This window comes from Janthinobacterium sp. LS2A (assembly GCF_036543145.1).
Taxonomy (GTDB): Bacteria; Pseudomonadota; Gammaproteobacteria; order Burkholderiales; family Burkholderiaceae_D; genus Janthinobacterium; species Janthinobacterium aestuarii.
In genome coordinates this window covers 1079820-1097794 of sequence record NZ_JAZHPB010000001.1, presented here as the reverse complement: position 1 = coordinate 1097794, position 17975 = coordinate 1079820, and the positions used below count along the sequence as shown (strand labels likewise).

Sequence of the window (17975 nt, the reverse complement as noted above, 5' to 3'; positions counted from 1 at the left end):
ATATTGTCACAAATTTAAGGATATCGCGTGCGAAAAAGTTTGTCTTGGCCCAAAGGGCAGGCAAAAAGTTTCTCCGCATAAAAATATTGCAGCCCGCATAGTAAAGGAAAATACCTTGTTTGCCCTGAAAACCCTGCGCCGCGAGACCGGCGCATCCGCACTTCCTGCCCTGCGGCTGACTGCCGCCGCGGCCCTCGCGCTGACTCTGGCGGCCTGTTCCAAGCCTGCCGTCAAAGTGGAAGACGTGCGCCCCGTGCGCGCGATCGTGTTGTCTAGCAGTAATGTTGACGTCAGTGCCGAGCTGTCGGGCGAGGTCGTGCCCCGCGTCGTGTCGCAGCTGGGTTTCCGCGTGGGCGGCAAGATCGTCGCGCGCAAGGTCGACGTGGGCGCTACCGTCAAGAAGGGGCAAGTGCTGATGCAGCTCGATCCCGTCGACTTGCAGCTTTCGCAGGCGCAGGCCAAGGCTTCGCTGGTCAGCGCGGAAACGAGCCGCGACCTGGCGCGCGCGGAATTGAAACGCTACCAGGATTTGCGCGAGAAAAATTTCGTCAGCCAGGCCGTGCTCGATGGCAAGGATGCCACCTACAAGGCGGCCCAGGCGAACGTGGAAGCGGCCCAGGCACTGTACCGTGGTCAGGCCAACCAGTCCGGCTATGCCAGCCTGCTGGCCGACGTCGATGGCGTCGTCACGCGCATCGAGGCTGAAGTGGGGCAGGTGGTGGCGCCCGGCGCGCCTGTCGTGCAAGTGGCCAGGAGCGGCGAGAAGGAAGTCGTGATCGGCATTCCGGAAGACAAGGTCGAGACTTTGCGTGGCGTCAAGGATGTGGTCGTGCGCCTGTGGGCCGATCCGAAGCAGGCGCTGCCGGGCAAGATCCGCGAAGTGTCGCCCGTGGCCGATGCCGCCACGCGCACCTATATTGCCAAGGTCAGCATCCCGGACGCGCCGCAAGTGCGCCTGGGCATGACGGCCGTGGTGCAGTTCGCCTCGCAGACGGCCACGCCGCAGATCAAGGTGCCGTTGACGGCCCTGTTCAATGAAAAATCGCAAAGTTCCGTGTGGGTGGTGGAAAACGGCGCCGTGAAGCTCGTGCCGGTGACGGTGGGCGGCGTGGCCGGCAATGAGTTGCTGCTGGCGTCGGGCGTGAAAGCGGGTCAGACGGTGGTCACGGCCGGCGTCAACCTGCTCAAGCCGGGCCAGAAAGTGACCATCCTCGGCGCCGACGTGGCCAGCAAGCCGGCTGCCGCCGCTGCCGCCGTCACCGTGGGTGCGGCCAAATGAAGGGCGGCTTCAATCTGTCGCGCTGGGCGCTCGAACACATCCCGCTGACGCGCTACCTGATGGCCGTGCTGCTGATCGGCGGCATGCTCAGCTATGCCAGCCTGGGCCAGGATGAGGATCCCCCGTTCACCTTCCGCGCCATGGTCTTGCAAGCGTACTGGCCCGGCGCCACGGCCTTGCAGATGGCCGAGCAGGTGACGGACAAGCTGGAAAAGAAACTGCAGGAAACGCCGTACATCGACGAAATCACCAGTTATTCGAAGCCGGGCGAAACCCTGATTTTGCTGGAGTTGCGCGAATCGGCGCCGCCCAAGGAAACGGCGGCCGCCTGGTACCAGGTGCGCAAGAAGATCGGCGACATCCAGGGCACGTTGCCGTCCGGCGTCGTGGGCCCGTTCTTCAATGACGAGTTCGGCGACACGTACGGCTCCATCTTCGCCCTGTCCGGCGACGGTTTTACCTACGCGGAAATGAAGGATTACGCGGACAAGGTGCGCCAGGAGCTGCTGGCCGTGGGGCAGGTATCGAAGGTGGAACTGTTCGGCGTGCAGGATGAAAAGATCAATATCATCTTCTCGCACAAGAAATTTGCCCAGCTGGGCATTCCTTTCGACGCCATCGTGCAGCAACTGTCCGCGCAAAACAGCATCAACGCCACGGGCGTGCTGGTGACGCCGACCGATAATCTGCAAGTGCGCGTGACGGGCGCCATGGTGACCGTCAAGGACCTGGAAAACCTGGAACTGCGCGCCAACGGTACCACCTTCCGCCTCGGCGACTTTGCCACGGTGAAACGCGAATTTGTCGATCCGCCGAAGGACAAGATGCGTTTCAATGGCAAGGAAGTGATCGGCCTGGGCGTGTCGATGGAAAAGGGCGGCAACATCATCGACATGGGCAAGGCCTTGCAGGCCACCGTCACGCGCATGAAGAGTGAATTGCCGGTCGGCATAGAATTGCAGCGCGTGTCGAACCAGCCGGAAGCCGTGTCCGCTTCCGTTGGCGAGTTCGTGCATACCCTGATCGAAGCCATTCTGATCGTGCTGGCCGTCAGCTTCGTCGCGCTGGGCTTGCACACGAAGCCGCTGCGCATCGACGTGCGGCCGGGCCTGGTGGTGGCGCTGACCATCCCGCTGGTGCTGGCCGTCACCTTCCTGTTCATGCGCCTGCTCGACATCGATTTGCACAAGATTTCACTGGGCGCCCTGATCATCGCGCTAGGCTTGCTGGTCGATGACGCCATCATTGCCGTCGAGATGATGGTGCGCAAGATGGAAGAGGGCATGTCGCGTTTCGACGCGGCCACGTTCGCCTACACGTCGACGGCCATGCCCATGCTGACGGGCACGCTGATCACGGTGGCGGGCTTCTTGCCCATCGGCCTGGCCAAGTCGGCCGCCGGCGAATACACGTTTTCCTTGTTCTCCGTCAATGCGCTGGCCCTGATCATTTCGTGGGTGGTGGCCGTGGTGTTTACGCCGTACATCGGCTACATCTTGCTGAAAGTCAAACCGCACGCGCATAACGACCATGAATTGTTCGACACGCCAAACTTCCGCCGCTTCCGCCGTGCCGTCACCTGGTGCGTGGAATGGCGCAAGACGACGATTGCCGCCACCCTGGCCATCTTTGCGCTCGGTATTTACGGTTTCAACTTTATCGAAAAGCAATTCTTCCCCGATTCCAGCCGTCCCGAACTGATGGTGGAACTGTGGTCGCCCGAGGGCACGACGTTTGCCGCGAATGAAAAGCAGGTGAAGAAGTTCGAAGCGTTTGTGGGCAAGCTCGATGGCGTGGAAAGCGTGACCAGCTATGTCGGCACGGGCAGCCCCCGCTTCTATTTGCCGCTGGACCAGATATTCCCGCAGACCAATGTGTCGCAAGTGGTGGTCTTGCCGAAGAGCCTGGCGGACCGCGAACGCTTGCGCCAGCAAATCGTCGACGTCTTCAAGAAGGATTTCCCGGAAGTGCGGGGCCGGGTCAAGCTGTTGCCGAATGGGCCGCCGGTGCCGTATCCCGTGCAATTCCGCGTCATGGGGCCGGAAGTGGCGGGTGTGCGGGCCATCGCCGACCAGGTCAAGGACATCATGCGCGCCAATCCGAACACCCTGGGCGTGAATGACAACTGGAATGAGTCGGTGAAAGTGCTGCGCCTGGACCTGGACCAGGACAAGATGCGCGCGCTGGGCGTCACCTCGAAAACGGTGATGCAGGCGGCCAATACGATCCTGTCGGGCACCGTCATCGGCCAGTTCCGCGAGGACAACAAGCTGATCGACATCCAGGTGCGCCAGCCTCTGGAAGAGCGGGCGACGATTTCCGTGTTGAATGACACGAATATCCCGACGGCGACGGGCAAGTCCGTGCCCATTTCGCAGCTGGCCCGTGCGCATTTCGTGTGGGAGCCGGGTGTCGTCTGGCGCGACAAGCGCGCATGGGCCATCACCGTGCAGTCGGACGTGATCGATGGCATCCAGGGCGCGACCGTGTCGACACAGCTGGCGCCGCAGCTGGACGCCTTGCGCGCCAAGTTGCCGTCCGGCTACCGCATCGTGGTGAAAGGCGTGGCGGCCGACAGCGGCGAGGCGGAAGCGTCGATCTCGGCGAACCTGCCGCTGGCCATCTTCATCATCTTCACCTTGCTGATGTTGCAGCTGCACAGTTTCTCGCGTTCCCTGCTCGTTTTCCTGACGGGACCGCTGGGTGTGGCGGGCGCCGCGTTTGCCTTGCTGGCGCTGGGCCGGCCACTTGGTTTCGTGGCCAACCTGGGTATCATCGCGCTGTTCGGCATGATCATCCGCAACTCCGTGATCCTCGTCGACCAGATCGAGCAAGACATCCAGGATGGCTCCGCCCCGTGGGACGCCATCATTGATTCGGCCGTGCGCCGCTGCCGCCCCATCGTGCTGACGGCCGCCGCCGCGGCGCTGGCCATGATCCCGCTGTCGCGCTCCGTGTTCTGGGGGCCGATGGCCGTGGCCATCATGGGCGGCCTGATCCTGGCGACGGCCTTGACTTTACTGTTCCTGCCGGCCCTGTATGCGGCCTGGTTCCGGGTCAAGAGGCCAGAGCCGGTGAGCGCAAAAGAAGGCTAGGCGCCAGCGCCAGGGTGCTGGCATAAAAAAGGCGGCATTCCTCTGGGAAATCCAGTAGAATGCCGCCTTTGCTTTACCGAGGGCTTGCTCGTTTAGTCTGCGGTAGCCAGATCGCTCCCGAGTTGTTAAAATCAGGAGCAAGCTGCAACAAGTAGCACACAGTAGTACCAAATGCGGATGTGGTGGAATTGGTAGACACGCTGGTCTTAGAAGCCAGTGCTTCGGCTTGGGAGTTCGAGTCTCCCCATCCGCACCAATCCGGGTTGTTCCAGCCCGGATGTGCAGCGCCATCAAGATTTTCTCCAAAGTAGTCAATTAAGCGAGTGCGCCCAGCGCGCCCAGTTGCCGGCTCGACTGTTGCACCATCTGCGCAATCAGTGCCTGCGCCTGCGGGTAGCCGTTCCTTTCCATTAAATGATCATCTTCAGTCAGCGGCAACAGCGCCTGCAAGACGCGTTGCCGTGTCTGCGGCCAGTCGTGCTCGTGCGTCTGCGTTGAGGGCGGCAGTTCCTTGTCCAGCAGGTGCAGCGCCTCGCGCGTCATCGCCAGCTCTTGCTGCGCCTGCGCGGCCAGCGTGTCGCTGCGCGGTGGCGGCTGCCGCGCCAGATAAGTGTCGAGCTTGCGGCTCTGGCGCTCGTACAGGTCGAGCAGCAAATGCACGGTGGCGCCGCCTGGCCGCCGTTGCGTGTCAAGGGCGTCGAGCACATCGAGCAGCCAGTGCGTCATCTGCCGCCCGGCCAGTCCCAGTTCCGGCCAGGTGGTGCTTTGCAATTGTTCGCCCAGGTAGCGGGCGCGGTCGATGGCGCGCCGGCTGCCGCTCATGTGCTGGCCGATGGGGCCGTACTGGGGCGACAGTGCCGCCTCCTGTTGCTCGGCCAGCAGGCACAGCAAGGCCAGGTGGACATACACATGAAAGGCGGCCAGGGTGCGGTGGGCATCCCAATAGTGATTGCCCTCATCATCGGGCGCATTCCACAGCGAGCAGACCTTGGCGCCATCCTCGCGCGCATAGTCGGGCGCCAGCAGGCTGTGGCCGTGGCGGAAGTCGTACAGTTTCTGGTGCAGCGACTCGTGCAGCAAGTGCTCGGCCAGCCACCAGGGATTGCCGATCAGTTCCTGGTTCAGGAACACGCTGCCGTTGACGCGAAATTGCGAGCTGGACGCCTTGCCGCGCCACGTGCCCAGCTTGGGAAACAGGGCGATCAATTGCACATGAGAAAGCGCGCTGGTCGTGAGGCGGGGCAGCAAGGTTTCCAGCAAGCCTAGCCCGCGGCGCAGCAGGGTCCGTTCCTGCGGCGTGGGCGTGGTCAGTGGCGCGCCGTAGTTATCGTCCATCACTGCAAGAAAGGCGCGTGCGTACGGCGTATCTTCCTGCCAGGCATGCCATAGGTAAGTGTCGTTGTCCTGCGGCGGGTGCTCGCCGTAAAGACGCGCCATGTCGGGCAGGTGCGTCGTCAGCGGGCCGCCGGGCAGGCCCGCATCCAGGTGTGCGCTGGCCGCCTGAAACAATGCCGCGCATTGCGGCAGGGGCAAGCCGTACTCGTCGCCGAGGTGCAACTGGCGCATGGCGTGCTGGACGGCGCAGCGCAGCACCGTGTCGCCCAGCAGCTGGCGCTGGCGCGCCGGTGGCGCCCCCTCAAGCAGGCTGGCCAGCCGCGCGGCCTCGGGCAGGGTGCCGCCCAGTTTGTGCAGGCGCCGCCGGTAGGTGATGGCCAGCTGGTCGCGGATATAGTCGCTGTCGCCAAACGCGCGGTGGGTCGCCAGCGCCGTTTCCACGGCGGCCAGCACGTCCGCATCCGGTGGCGCGGCGCGCACGGTAAGCGCAGCCACTGCCGGGTCAGGCGACGGTGGGGTGGTCGTGGTCGTGGTGGCCATCGCCGCGCATGCGCAATTCCATTTCATCGACTTCCGTCTGGATTTTTTGCAGGTCGTCATCGGATACGCCGTCGAGCAGGCGGCTGAGGACCATTTGCAGCTTGGCTTTGGCGTTGCTGGAACTGCCGGATGTGCTATCGCTCATGATGTTTTCTCCATTAAATTCACTTGGAGAGGGCGCGCGCGACTTAGGTTTGCCTGAAAAATGGCCAAATTGAGGTAAATCAAAGGTTTTTTGCCCGAAATCTTCGCTGTGAGCGCATTTCTTTGTTTCGGACGGGGCGCCAGTTCGCATATACTAATGAACGAAGCAGGCTGGAAAGCCTGTCTCTGGCGAAATAAAGAATGCCGGGGCAAGAGTAAAGACAGGGCACCCCCAGGCTGTGGCGACTCGTTCGCCGCCGCTGGTATCCTCTGTGGCCGGGCTGCAAAGCCAGCCACTTTCCCGAAGTCCTTTGTTATAATGCCACGCTTTACCGAATGATGGCCGGCCCTGCATATACTTAGACGCATGGCTGGACGCTCGGAGCCCTGTCGCAGTACTGGAAGCGGCGGATTGTTTGGTGCCTGGTGCGGGTTTTCCCTCAGCCGGGTAGACCAGGTCCATCGTCCTGTTTTCAGTACTTTTACAGATGAATATGCGAGCGAGTGAAGCTGGACCCATGTCTTGCCGCCAGTGATGGCGCAAGGGGTCGGGTCTTCTTTTCTCGCACCAACAGTGTTTATTTTTTGGACGATTTTTTACATGGCAACTGCAGTCGAAACCTTGGGCAAACTCGAACGTCGTATCACGATCTCCTTCCCGCTGACGGACGTCCGCACGGAAGTTGAGAAGCGCCTGAAAGTGCAAGCCCGTACGGCTAAGGCACCGGGCTTCCGTCCGGGCAAAGTGCCGTTGAAAATGGTCGCAGCACAATACGGCTACCAAATTGAATCGGAAGTGCTGAATGACAAAGTCGGCCGCGCGTTCAACGACGCCGCCAACGAAAACAATCTGCGCGTGGCCGGTTTCCCGAACATCGTGCCGAAAGAAGAAGCAGCCGAAGGCCAGCTGGCTTTCGACGCAACGTTCGAAGTGTATCCGGAAGTCGCCATCGGCGACCTGACGGCCGTTGAAATCGAAACCGTGCAAGCCGACGTGTCGGAAGCCGAAATCGACAAGACCATCGACATCCTGCGCAAGCAGCGCGTGCACTTCCACACCAAGGGCGAAGCTGGCGAACACGGCGACGGCGGCGAAGCTGTCGCTGCCAACGGCGACCGCGTGACCGTCGACTTCGTCGGCTCGATCGACGGTGTTGAATTCCCAGGCGGCAAAGCTGAAGGCTACGCTTTCGTGCTGGGCGAAGGCCGCATGCTGCCAGAATTCGAAGCAGCGACCCTGGGCCTGAAAGTTGGCGAAGCCAAGACGTTCCCATTGTCGTTCCCAGAGGACTACCATGGCAAGGACGTTGCCGGCAAAACCGCATCGTTCACCATCACCCTGCAAAAGCTGGAATGGGCGCACCTGCCGGAAGTCGATGCCGAATTCGCCAAGTCCCTGGGCGTTGCCGATGGCGACCTGGCCAAAATGCGCGAAGACATCAAAGTCAACCTGCAACGCGAAGTCGCTGGCCGCGTGAAAGCACGCAACAAGGAAGCCGTCATGGACGCGCTGATCAAAGTTGCTGAGCTGGAAGTGCCAAAAACGCTGATCGCTCAGGATTCCGAGCGCCTGGCCGAAATGACCCGTCAAGACATGGCGCAGCGTGGCATGAACGTCAAGGACGTGCCTTTCCCAGCAGAACTGTTCGCAGACAAAGCCGAGCGTCGCGTACGCCTGGGCCTGATCCTGTCGCAACTGGTGGGCGACAACAACCTGCAGGCAACGCCTGAGCAAGTCAAGGCGCAAATCGAAGATTTCGCCCAAAGCTACGAAGATCCACGCGAAGTGCTGAAGTACTACTACAGCGACCGTCGTCGTCTGGGTGAGATCGAAGCCCTTGTATTGGAAGAAAACGTCGTCACTTACGTGTTGGGCCTGTCGAAAGTCACGACGAAAGCAGTTGCTTTCGACGAACTGATGGGAAGCAACGCACAAGCGTAAACCAGTTGGTATTGGGATGCCGGCTCTTGCCGAAAGGCGAGGGCGGTATCCCCTAACTGCTTCACAAGGAAATGAAATGACAGGTATGAACCGTAATCCGGCGCTGGACACAGAGATGCTCGGCCTGGTGCCGATGGTGGTGGAACAAAGCGGTCGCGGCGAGCGCTCGTATGATATTTACTCGCGCCTGCTGAAGGAACGCTTGATTTTCATGGTCGGCCCGGTCAATGACCAGATGGCCAACCTGGTTGTCGCCCAGCTGCTGTTCCTGGAAAGCGAAAATCCGGAAAAGGAAATCTCGCTCTACATCAACTCGCCAGGTGGTTCGGTCTCGGCCGGCATGGCCATCTACGACACCATGCAGTTCATCAAGCCGGACGTCTCGACCCTGTGCACGGGCATGGCTGCTTCGATGGGCGCTTTCCTGCTGGCCGCTGGCGCCAAGGGCAAGCGTTTCTCGCTGCCCAACTCGCGCATCATGATTCACCAGCCGTCCGGTGGTTCGCAAGGCATGGCGTCCGATATCGAGATCCAGGCAAAGGAAATCCTTTACCTGCGCACCCGCTTGAACGGCATCATGGCCGAGCGCACGGGCCAGTCGATCGAACAGATCGCCAAGGACACCGACCGCGACCGTTTCATGTCCGCCGACGAGGCCGTTGAGTATGGTTTGATCGACAAAGTGTTGACCAGCCGCGCTTGATGAGCCCCTACCGGTATTGCTAAGTACGTAAGTAAACGCCCGGGCGATCAAACGTTCGGGCGTTTCGCTTTTATTTCGGGTAGCATGGAGCTTGTGCACGTTGTTGACTTGCGCCATGGATAGCCGCCTTTGCGGGCGGCAACCATCATCCGGCTTGCGATTTTGCAATATTGTTAATGCAGTTCCAACCAAAATGCCTTATGTCAGACAAAAAATCCTCTAGCGGCGAAAAATTACTGTATTGCTCGTTCTGCGGCAAAAGCCAGCACGAGGTGAAGAAACTCATCGCCGGCCCGTCCGTATTCATTTGTGACGAGTGTATCGACTTGTGCAACGACATCATCCGTGATGAAACGTCGAGCATCGAGACGGTGACCGGTACCAAATCCGACCTGCCGACGCCGCAAGAAATTGCCGCCTTGCTCGATCAGTACGTGATCGGCCAGCAGACTGCCAAGCGCATCCTGTCGGTGGCGGTGTACAACCATTACAAGCGCCTCAAGCACCTGGGCAAGAAAGACGACATCGAACTGGCCAAGAGCAACATCTTGCTGGTCGGTCCTACCGGCTCGGGCAAGACCCTGCTGGCACAGACCCTGGCGCGCATGCTCAACGTGCCGTTCGTGATCGCCGATGCCACCACCCTGACCGAAGCCGGTTATGTGGGCGAGGACGTGGAAAACATCATCCAGAAGCTGCTGCAAAGCTGCAACTACGACGTCGAGAAAGCCCAGCGCGGCATCGTCTACATCGATGAGATCGACAAGATTTCGCGCAAGTCCGACAATCCGTCCATCACGCGCGACGTGTCGGGCGAGGGCGTGCAGCAGGCGCTGTTGAAATTGATCGAAGGCACGATGGCTTCCGTGCCGCCACAAGGCGGCCGCAAGCACCCGAACCAGGATTTCGTGCAGATCGACACGACCAACATCATGTTCATCTGCGGCGGCGCCTTTGACGGCCTGTCGAAAGTGATCGCCAACCGCTCCGAAAAGAGCGGTATCGGCTTCTCGGCCACGGTGCGCAGCAAGTCGCAAAGCTCGGCCAGCGAACTGATGCTGCAAGCGGAACCGGAAGACCTGGTCAAGTTCGGCCTGATCCCGGAACTGGTCGGCCGTCTGCCCGTCATCGCCACCCTGGCGGAATTGACGGAAGAGGCGCTGATCCAGATCCTCGTCGAGCCGAAGAATGCGCTGATCAAGCAGTATTCGAAGCTGCTCGACATGGAAGGCGCGGAACTGGAGATTCGTCCGGCCGCCCTGCATGCGATCGCCAAGAAAGCACTGGCGCGCAAGACCGGTGCCCGTGGCCTGCGCTCCATCCTGGAACATGCTTTGCTGGACGTCATGTACGAACTGCCGAGCGAACAAAATGTGGTGAAGGTCGTCATCGACGAAAATACCATCACCAGTGGCGCCAAACCTTTGTTGATTTATCAAGAGACTGCCAAGGCCTCCGGAGAAAATTGATTACTGCTGAGACAAATGCATAAAAAGGGTTTTGATTCCTTAATGCATGGCAGTACAATTTAAATCAATGAGTGCAGGCTTCAATCGGAAAGCCACTCGCGGCGCTTAGCTGCGCGTGGCTTTTTTACTGTGAAAACTGCATTTATTACCGTCATGCGGGTGTGTTTTGCGAAATAGACAGAAAAATGTTTGTTTCACAGAATTATTTATTCTCGCCGGTCTTGTGTTTTGGCAGCGAGCGCCAACATCGTAAACACGCTTTCTATAAGGTACGCCATGACAACTTCCAAATTAACTGAGCAAACTCAACTGCCGTTATTGCCGTTGCGGGATGTCGTCGTTTTCCCGCATATGGTGATACCGCTGTTCGTTGGCCGTCCAAAGTCGATCAAGGCGCTGGAAGCTGCGATGGAGCAGGGCAAGAGCATCATGCTTGCCGCTCAAAAAGCAGCCGCGAAGGACGAGCCGTCTCCTTCGGATATCTATGAAATTGGCTGCGTCGCCAATATTCTGCAAATGCTGAAGCTGCCCGATGGTACCGTCAAGGTGCTGGTCGAAGGCGCGCAGCGTGCCCGTATCAACCATATCAGCGATGCGCCGACGCACTTCATCGCCGACCTGACGCCGCTCGAGTCCGAGCCGGGCGACGAGTCGGAAGTCGAAGCCATGCGCCGCGCGATCGTGCAGCAGTTCGACCAGTACGTCAAACTGAACAAAAAGATCCCGCCGGAAATCCTGGCATCGTTGTCGGGCATCGACGATGCCGGCCGCCTGGCCGACACGGTGGCCGCGCACCTGCCACTGAAACTTGAGCAAAAACAAGTCATCCTGGAAATTTTCAGCGTGGCCAAGCGCCTCGAGCACCTGCTGGGCCAGCTCGAAGGCGAGCTCGACATCCTGCAGGTGGAAAAGCGCATCCGCGGCCGCGTGAAGCGCCAGATGGAAAAGTCGCAGCGCGAGTACTACCTGAACGAGCAAGTCAAGGCGATCCAGAAAGAACTGGGCGAGGGCGAAGATGGCGCCGACCTCGACGAGTTGGAGAAAAAAGTCGCTTCGGCAAAAATGCCGAAGGAAGCGCTCGACAAGGCCACCAACGAGCTGAAAAAACTCAAGCTGATGTCGCCGATGTCGGCCGAAGCCACCGTCGTGCGCAACTACATCGACACCCTCGTCAATTTGCCCTGGAAAAAGAAATCCAAGGTCAACAACGATCTGTCGAATGCGGAAAAAGTGCTCGAAGGCGACCACTACGGCCTCGACAAGGTCAAGGAACGCATCCTGGAATACCTCGCGGTGCAACAGCGCGTCGACAAGCTCAAAGCCCCGATCCTGTGCTTCGTCGGTCCTCCTGGCGTCGGTAAAACCTCGCTGGGCCAGTCCATCGCCCGCGCGACGAACCGCAAGTTCGTGCGCATGGCCCTGGGCGGCGTGCGCGACGAAGCCGAGATCCGCGGCCACCGCCGCACCTACATCGGCTCGATGCCGGGCAAGATCCTGCAATCGCTGTCGAAAGTCGGCGTGCGCAATCCTTTGTTCCTGCTCGATGAAGTCGACAAGATGGGTGCCGATTTCCGTGGCGATCCATCGTCGGCCCTGCTGGAAGTGCTCGATCCGGAACAGAACCACACGTTCTCCGACCATTACATCGAAGTCGATTTCGACTTGTCCGACGTGATGTTCGTGGCCACGTCGAACTCGTACAACATTCCGCCAGCCTTGCTTGACCGCATGGAAGTGATCCGTCTGTCCGGTTACACGGAAGACGAAAAGACCAGCATCGCGCAGCGTTATCTGCTGCCGAAGCAAATCAAGAACAATGGCTTGAAGGAAGAGGAAATCTCGGTGGCCGAGTCGGCCCTGCGCGACATCATCCGCTACTACACGCGGGAAGCCGGTGTGCGTTCGCTCGAGCGTGAAGTGTCGAAGATCTGCCGCAAGGTGGTCAAGATGCTGCTGCTGAAGAAATCCGACAAGAAAGTCATCGTCAACTCGAAGAACCTGGACAAATTCCTCGGTGTGCGCCGCTATGATTTCGGTGTCGCAGAGAAAGAAAACCAGGTGGGCCAGGTGGTCGGTCTGGCATGGACGGAAGTGGGCGGCGATCTGCTGACCATCGAAGCCGTGTCAATGCCGGGCAAGGGCGGCATCATCCGCACGGGTACCCTGGGCGACGTCATGAAGGAGTCGATCGAGGCGGCCCGCACGGTGGTGCGCAGCCGGGCACAGCGCCTGGGCATCAAGGCGGACGTGTTCGAGAAGAGCGACATCCACATCCACGTGCCGGAAGGCGCGACACCGAAGGATGGTCCTTCGGCTGGCGCGGCCATGACGGTGGCGATGGTGTCGGTCTTCACGGGCATCCCCGTGCGCGCCGACGTGGCGATGACGGGCGAGATCACCTTGCGCGGCGAAGTATTGCCGATTGGCGGCCTGAAAGAAAAACTGCTGGCGGCTCATCGCGGCGGCATCAAGACGGTCCTGATTCCCGAGCAGAACGTGAAAGACCTGGCCGACATTCCGGACAACGTCAAGAACAAGCTCGAGATCGTACCGGTGCGCTGGATCGACAAAGTGCTGGAAATCGCCCTCGAACGCATGCCTGAAGCGTTGGCGGATGTCGCTGCGGTGGAGGCTGTCACGGCCGCCGCGGCCAAGCCTGACGCGGCCGGCGAGGTAGTAAAACACTAACGTTTTACCCCTGTTTTCCCCAAACAAGCGCTTTTAGAGCGCTTGTTTTATATTGAAACGTGAATTGCGCCCCCAAAGCGCTTGACACATATACAGTGTGGCTTGTTTAATACGCCTGCACATTTTTTTCGCCGGACAGCTGTGGTGCCAAAAGTGCCGCAACGATACGGTAAACGTTTTATACCTTTGTAATTGGGGATGCTAGTGAACAAGACTGAATTGATCGACCACATTGCTGAAAAAGCTGACATTTCCAAAGCCGCCGCTGCGCGCGCACTCGACGCTGTTATCGGCGGCGTGACGGAAACTTTGAAAAACAACGACAGCGTGACGCTGGTTGGTTTTGGCACTTTCTCGGTCAGCGAACGCGCTGAGCGTACCGGCCGCAATCCGCGTACCAAAGAAGCGATCACGATCGAAGCTGCAAAAGTTCCAAAATTTAAAGCTGGTAAAGCTTTGAAGGATGCTGTAAACTAACGGACTTCGGTGAGGTGACAATCACCGGAAACATTTGGCGGCGCCTCCGGGTGCCGCGATTTCAGGGTTGAAGTTCTGCGAATCGCAACCCTGAATACAAATGCAAGTAGTACTGTGTATTTTTCGGAGTGGTAGTTCAGTTGGTTAGAATGCCGGCCTGTCACGTCGGAGGTCGCGGGTTCGAGTCCCGTCCGCTCCGCCAAAAAAATACGCTCTTAAGGAGTGGTAGTTCAGTTGGTTAGAATACCGGCCTGTCACGTCGGGGGTCGCGGGTTCGAGTCCCGTCCGCTCCGCCAGAATATAGAAGCCCGCGCTGCTGAATAAGTAGCGCGGGTTTTTCTTTTCCGGCGCCAGATTATCTCGGCGCACCTGCTTTTAAAATCCCGTCCTGCCGTTTTGAATAAAAACGCCCGCGTTTAAATCCGCTTTAAGCTGCGCCGTGTTAAATGATCGAGCCCGGCGCCTTGCGCGCCATGCGGCGCCAGGGCAGGGCGCGCGCCCTGATTTACTCTTGCTATAGCGCTATGGGCATTGTAGAATCAGGAGATAATGGCTTGGGCGTCAGAATCCTGCTTTAGTTCCAGCGCCAAGTTGTTGAATCTAAAGGGGAAGTGGACATCTGTCCCGTCCATTCCGCCGAAGAAATCAAGGCGAACGCATGTTCGCCTTTTTTTATAGTGATCCACTCATCCCGAATTGGCTGACCATGTTTGAATTTATTCGTACCCATCGACGCTTGATGCAGTTTCTCCTGATGCTGGTCATCGTCCCGTCTTTTGCACTGGTCGGTATCAGCGGCTACCAAAGCTTCGGCGATGGCGCGAACACCATCGCCAAGGTCGGCGACCAGGTCGTTACGCAGCAGCAATATGAAGAAGCGCAACGCCAGCAGATCGACCGCTACCGCCAGATGATGGGCGAGCAGTTCGACCAGAAAATGTTCGACACGCCGGAAGCGCGCCAGAGCATCCTCGACAACCTGATCGCCGAGCGCGCCGTGGCCGCCGAAGTGGGCCGCAGCCACCTGGTCATCAGCGATGCCGTGCTGCAAAAGGAAGTGCTGGACATCCCAGGCTTGACCTTGCCGGACGGTAAATTCGACTTGGAACGCTACAAGGCCATGCTGGCCGCCCAAGGCATGACGCCGCAGATGTACGATGCGCGCCGCCGCAGCGACCTGGCCCTGCAGCAACTGGCCGGCGCCGTGCAAGGCACCGCCTTCGCGCCGAACACCGTGTCCAAGCGCCTGTCCGATATCACCTCGGAAGAGCGTGAAGTGCAGGAACTGCTGCTGCCGATCGCTCAGTACGTGTCGGAAGTCAAAGTGACGGACGCCATGATCAAGGCTTTCTATGACAAGAACAGCAAGTTCTTCGAAATCCCGGAACAAGCGAAGGTCGAGTACGTCGTGCTGGACGACAGCGCCGCCGGCGAGCAGGTCGACGTCACCGACGCCGACGTGACCGGCTACTACGCGAAGAACCAGAAAGCCTACACGACGGAAGAAGCGCGCCAGGCCAGCCACATCCTCGTAGCCGTCAAGAAAGACGCGTCGGCCGCCGACAAGGCAGCCGCCAAGGCCAAGGCCGAAGCCATCCTGGCGGAAGTCCGCAAGGCGCCAGCCAGCTTTGCCGCCGTGGCGAAAGCCAAGTCGGAAGATCCGGCGTCCGCAGAGCAAGGCGGCGACCTGGGCGTGATTGGCAAGGATGGTTTGCCAGCACCGCTGCTGAGCGCTGTCGCGAAACTCAAGCAAGGCGAAATCAGCGATGTCGTCGCTTCCGATTTCGGCTTCCATATCCTGACCGTCACCTCGCTCAAGCCACAGCACGTCCGTGCGCTGGACGAAGTGCGCGGCGAAATCACGGCCGACCTGCGCAAGCAATTTGCCGCCAAGAAATACTCGGAAATGGCCGAAACGTTCACCAACACGGTCTACGAGCAATCGGACAGCCTGAAGCCGGTGGCCGACAAGCTGAAGCTGAAAGTGGAAACCGTCGCCAACCTGTCGCGCACGCCGTCGCCAGCACTGGGCAAGGCGCCGTTCAACAACGCCAAGTTCCTGACAGCCATCTTCTCGAACGACTCGCTGAAAGACAAGCGCAACACGGAAGCCGTCACCGTCGCGCCTAACGTGCTGATCGCCGGCCGCGTGGTGGAATTCAAGCCTGCCTCGAAGCGTCCGCTGGCCGAAGTCGAAGCGATGATCCGTCAACGCGTGACGATGGAAGAAGCGGAAAAGCTGGCCAAGAAAGCGGGCGAGACCAAGCTGGCCGCCTTGAAAGCCTCCGGTGATGCGACCGGTTTCGGCGCGGCGCAATGGGTATCGCGCAGCAAGCTCGACGGCATCAACCGTGCCGCCATCGCGCAAGTCATGAAAGCGGACACGAGCAAGCTGCCAGCCTATGTGGGCGTGGACCTGCCAGCCCTGGGCTACGGCATCTACCGCATCGCCAAGGTGCAGCAGCCAGCAGAAGTGGACGCAGCGCGCCGCCAGCAAGAGAAAGACCAGATCAGCGGCATCTTGGCACAACAGGAAATGTTCGACTACGTCGAGTACCTGAAAGCCAAGGCCAAGGTGAAGATCGTCAAGCCGGTGACCGCACCGGTTGCGGCAGCGCCGGAAGCACCGTAATCAGTTTTAGCCCATAAAAATAGCCGCTCTTGAGCGGCTATTTTTTTGTCTGTGGATTTTGTCTGTGGAGTGAGCGTGCCATGGACGCGAGCGGGATCGTCAGCATAAAGCTGGGGTCAGACCCGCCGGCTCTGACCCCGGATTCTGCCTTGGGCTAGAGGTAACACCAGCCTTTTGCTTATTTGGCCCCCAGCAACGGCGCCAGCCGCGGCCAGATATTCCTCAAAATCGTCGGATGCGCATTCGCATTCGGGTGCATGCGGTCGGCCTGGAACAGCTGCGGCTGGTCGGCGATGCCTTCGAACATGAACGGCACCAGTGGCGCCTTCCATTCCTTGGCCAGCTTGCCGTACACGCCGTAAAACTGTTCGCCATAGGCGCGGCCATAGTTGGGCGGCATGCGCATGCCCACCAGCACCACTTGCGCGCCCGATTTTTTGGCTGCCTCGCCCATGGCGCGCAGATTTGCTTCGGCGGCCGCCACGGGCAAGCCGCGCAAGCCGTCGTTGGCGCCCAGTTCGATCAGCACGACATCGGGCTGGTGCTTGGCCAGCAGGGCAGGCAGGCGCGCGCGGCCGCCGCTCGTGGTCTCGCCGCTGATGCTGGCGTTGACGATGCGCGTGTCGTTCTTTTGCGCTTGCAGCCGCTGTTCCAGCAGCGCCACCCAGCCCGTGCCGCGCGCCAGCCCATACTCGGCCGACAGACTGTCGCCGAGCACCAGCAGCGTTTTTGGTGCAGAATAGGCGTTCGTCATGCTCGATACCAGCAGCAGGGCTGCCGCAGGAAGCAAGGACAGGGTGCGCCGCCGCATGCGGCTGCTGCCCTCGACACTTATTTGTTCACGAAATTTTTTAAGATAGATCAGCATGCCCGAATTCCCTAAAGCGACTTCCACCAGTTTTCTTCCATCAGACGCGGCGGCCCAGCGGCCCGCCGTACCCAACAGCCAAAATGCCCAGCCGGCCATCGAAGTGGTCCAACTGGCCAAGCGCGTACCCGATGCCGATGGTGAGCTGACCATCCTGCATCAAGTCGATTTTACCGTGCAAACGGCGGAGACGCTGGCCATCGTCGGCGCCTCCGGTTCCGGCAAGTCCACCTTGCTGGGTTTGCTGGCGGGACTGGACACGCCCAGCGAAGGCAAAGTCATCCTCGACGGCACCGATATCTTCGCCCTCGATGAAGACGGCCGCGCCGGCTTTCGCAAGGAAAAGCTCGGTTTCGTGTTCCAGTCTTTCCAGCTGCTGGCCCATTTGACGGCGCTGGAAAACGTCATGCTGCCGCTGGAGTTGCGCGGCGACCCGGACGCGAAGGAAAAGGCGCAAGCCATGCTGGGCAGGGTCAACCTGGGCAGCCGCCTGAAGCATTATCCGAAATACCTGTCCGGCGGCGAGCAGCAGCGCGTGGCCCTGGCCCGCGCGTTCGTCACGGAGCCGCCGCTGCTGTTCGCCGATGAACCGACGGGCAGCCTCGATGCGGCCACCGGCGAAGCCGTGATCCAGCTGATGTTCGAGCTGAACCGCGAACGCGGGTCGACCCTGGTGCTCGTCACGCACGACAGTTCGATCGCGGCCCGTTGCGGGCGGACGATTACGATTGCGGCTGGTCGGCTGGTGTGATTGTTAGTGGCGGTTGTCGGATTACGCGTTCCGCTAATCCGACCTACCCGAC

At 59.9% G+C, this 17975-nt stretch carries 12 protein-coding genes and 3 tRNA genes; 12 read left to right on the top strand and 3 right to left on the bottom strand.

The genetic code is table 11. The features are described from left to right. The first annotated feature begins 115 nt into the window (after window positions 1–115). The 3 genes from V3C40_RS05045 (at window position 116) to V3C40_RS05035 (ending at window position 4630) form a co-directional block, all read left to right on the top strand. Window positions 116–1279: an efflux RND transporter periplasmic adaptor subunit gene (locus V3C40_RS05045; protein WP_081368049.1), complete on the top strand. Its 1164-nt coding sequence runs from the start codon at window positions 116–118 to the stop codon at window positions 1277–1279. Then, on the top strand, window positions 1276–4374 hold the full coding sequence (locus V3C40_RS05040; RefSeq protein ID WP_331776735.1) for an efflux RND transporter permease subunit: 3099 nt from the start codon (window positions 1276–1278) through the stop codon (window positions 4372–4374). Before V3C40_RS05045 ends, V3C40_RS05040 begins: the two co-directional genes overlap by 4 nt. A 173-nt stretch (window positions 4375–4547) precedes the next feature. After that, window positions 4548–4630 (top strand) — tRNA-Leu (locus V3C40_RS05035). Between the two features lie 59 nt (window positions 4631–4689). Here the strand turns inward: V3C40_RS05035 and V3C40_RS05030 are convergent. Both V3C40_RS05030 and V3C40_RS05025 read right to left on the bottom strand, forming a co-directional pair. After that, window positions 4690–6249: a hypothetical protein gene (locus V3C40_RS05030; RefSeq protein ID WP_331776734.1), complete on the bottom strand. Its 1560-nt coding sequence runs from the start codon at window positions 6247–6249 to the stop codon at window positions 4690–4692. Further along, window positions 6212–6394, bottom strand: a complete 183-nt coding sequence (locus tag V3C40_RS05025; protein WP_034751016.1) for a hypothetical protein — start codon at window positions 6392–6394, stop codon at window positions 6212–6214. Before V3C40_RS05025 ends, V3C40_RS05030 begins: the two co-directional genes overlap by 38 nt. A 600-nt stretch (window positions 6395–6994) precedes the next feature. On the opposite strand from V3C40_RS05025, the gene tig reads away from it, so the two are divergent. The 8 genes from tig (at window position 6995) to V3C40_RS04985 (ending at window position 16304) form a co-directional block, all read left to right on the top strand. Beyond that, window positions 6995–8335 carry a trigger factor gene (gene tig, locus V3C40_RS05020; RefSeq protein ID WP_319991792.1) on the top strand — a complete coding sequence of 447 codons (1341 nt, stop codon included), beginning with the start codon at window positions 6995–6997 and terminating at the stop codon, window positions 8333–8335. Window positions 8336–8420: 85 nt separating this feature from the next. After that, window positions 8421–9038, top strand: coding sequence for an ATP-dependent Clp endopeptidase proteolytic subunit ClpP (gene clpP / locus V3C40_RS05015; RefSeq protein ID WP_374106865.1), 618 nt, complete (start codon window positions 8421–8423; stop codon window positions 9036–9038). A gap of 200 nt (window positions 9039–9238) precedes the next feature. After that, entirely contained in the window at window positions 9239–10507 is a 1269-nt protein-coding gene (clpX, locus tag V3C40_RS05010; protein ID WP_034751010.1) for an ATP-dependent Clp protease ATP-binding subunit ClpX, read from the top strand. A 276-nt stretch (window positions 10508–10783) separates the two neighbouring features. Further along, window positions 10784–13195 (top strand): endopeptidase La, encoded by a 2412-nt coding sequence (lon, locus tag V3C40_RS05005; protein ID WP_034751007.1) that lies wholly within the window; start codon window positions 10784–10786, stop codon window positions 13193–13195. A gap of 204 nt (window positions 13196–13399) precedes the next feature. Beyond that, a complete protein-coding gene (locus V3C40_RS05000) occupies window positions 13400–13672 on the top strand; it encodes an HU family DNA-binding protein (protein WP_010398442.1) in 273 nt (90 codons plus the stop codon). Between the two features lie 125 nt (window positions 13673–13797). Next, window positions 13798–13874, top strand: a tRNA-Asp gene (locus tag V3C40_RS04995). A gap of 17 nt (window positions 13875–13891) precedes the next feature. Further along, window positions 13892–13968: transfer RNA gene (locus V3C40_RS04990), tRNA-Asp, on the top strand. Between the two features lie 410 nt (window positions 13969–14378). Next, the gene (locus tag V3C40_RS04985) at window positions 14379–16304 is read left to right on the top strand and encodes a SurA N-terminal domain-containing protein (RefSeq protein ID WP_070301964.1); all 1926 of its coding nucleotides are present in this window, start codon (window positions 14379–14381) and stop codon (window positions 16302–16304) included. A gap of 178 nt (window positions 16305–16482) precedes the next feature. On the opposite strand, the gene V3C40_RS04980 is transcribed toward V3C40_RS04985, so the two are convergent. Next, complete coding sequence (locus V3C40_RS04980; protein ID WP_080698539.1) at window positions 16483–17172, bottom strand: arylesterase; 690 nt, start codon at window positions 17170–17172, stop codon at window positions 16483–16485. On the opposite strand from V3C40_RS04980, the gene V3C40_RS04975 reads away from it, so the two are divergent. Continuing rightward, on the top strand, window positions 17171–17923 hold the full coding sequence (locus V3C40_RS04975; RefSeq protein WP_425323989.1) for an ABC transporter ATP-binding protein: 753 nt from the start codon (window positions 17171–17173) through the stop codon (window positions 17921–17923). The genes V3C40_RS04980 and V3C40_RS04975 overlap by 2 nt on opposite strands. Window positions 17924–17975 lie beyond the last annotated feature (52 nt).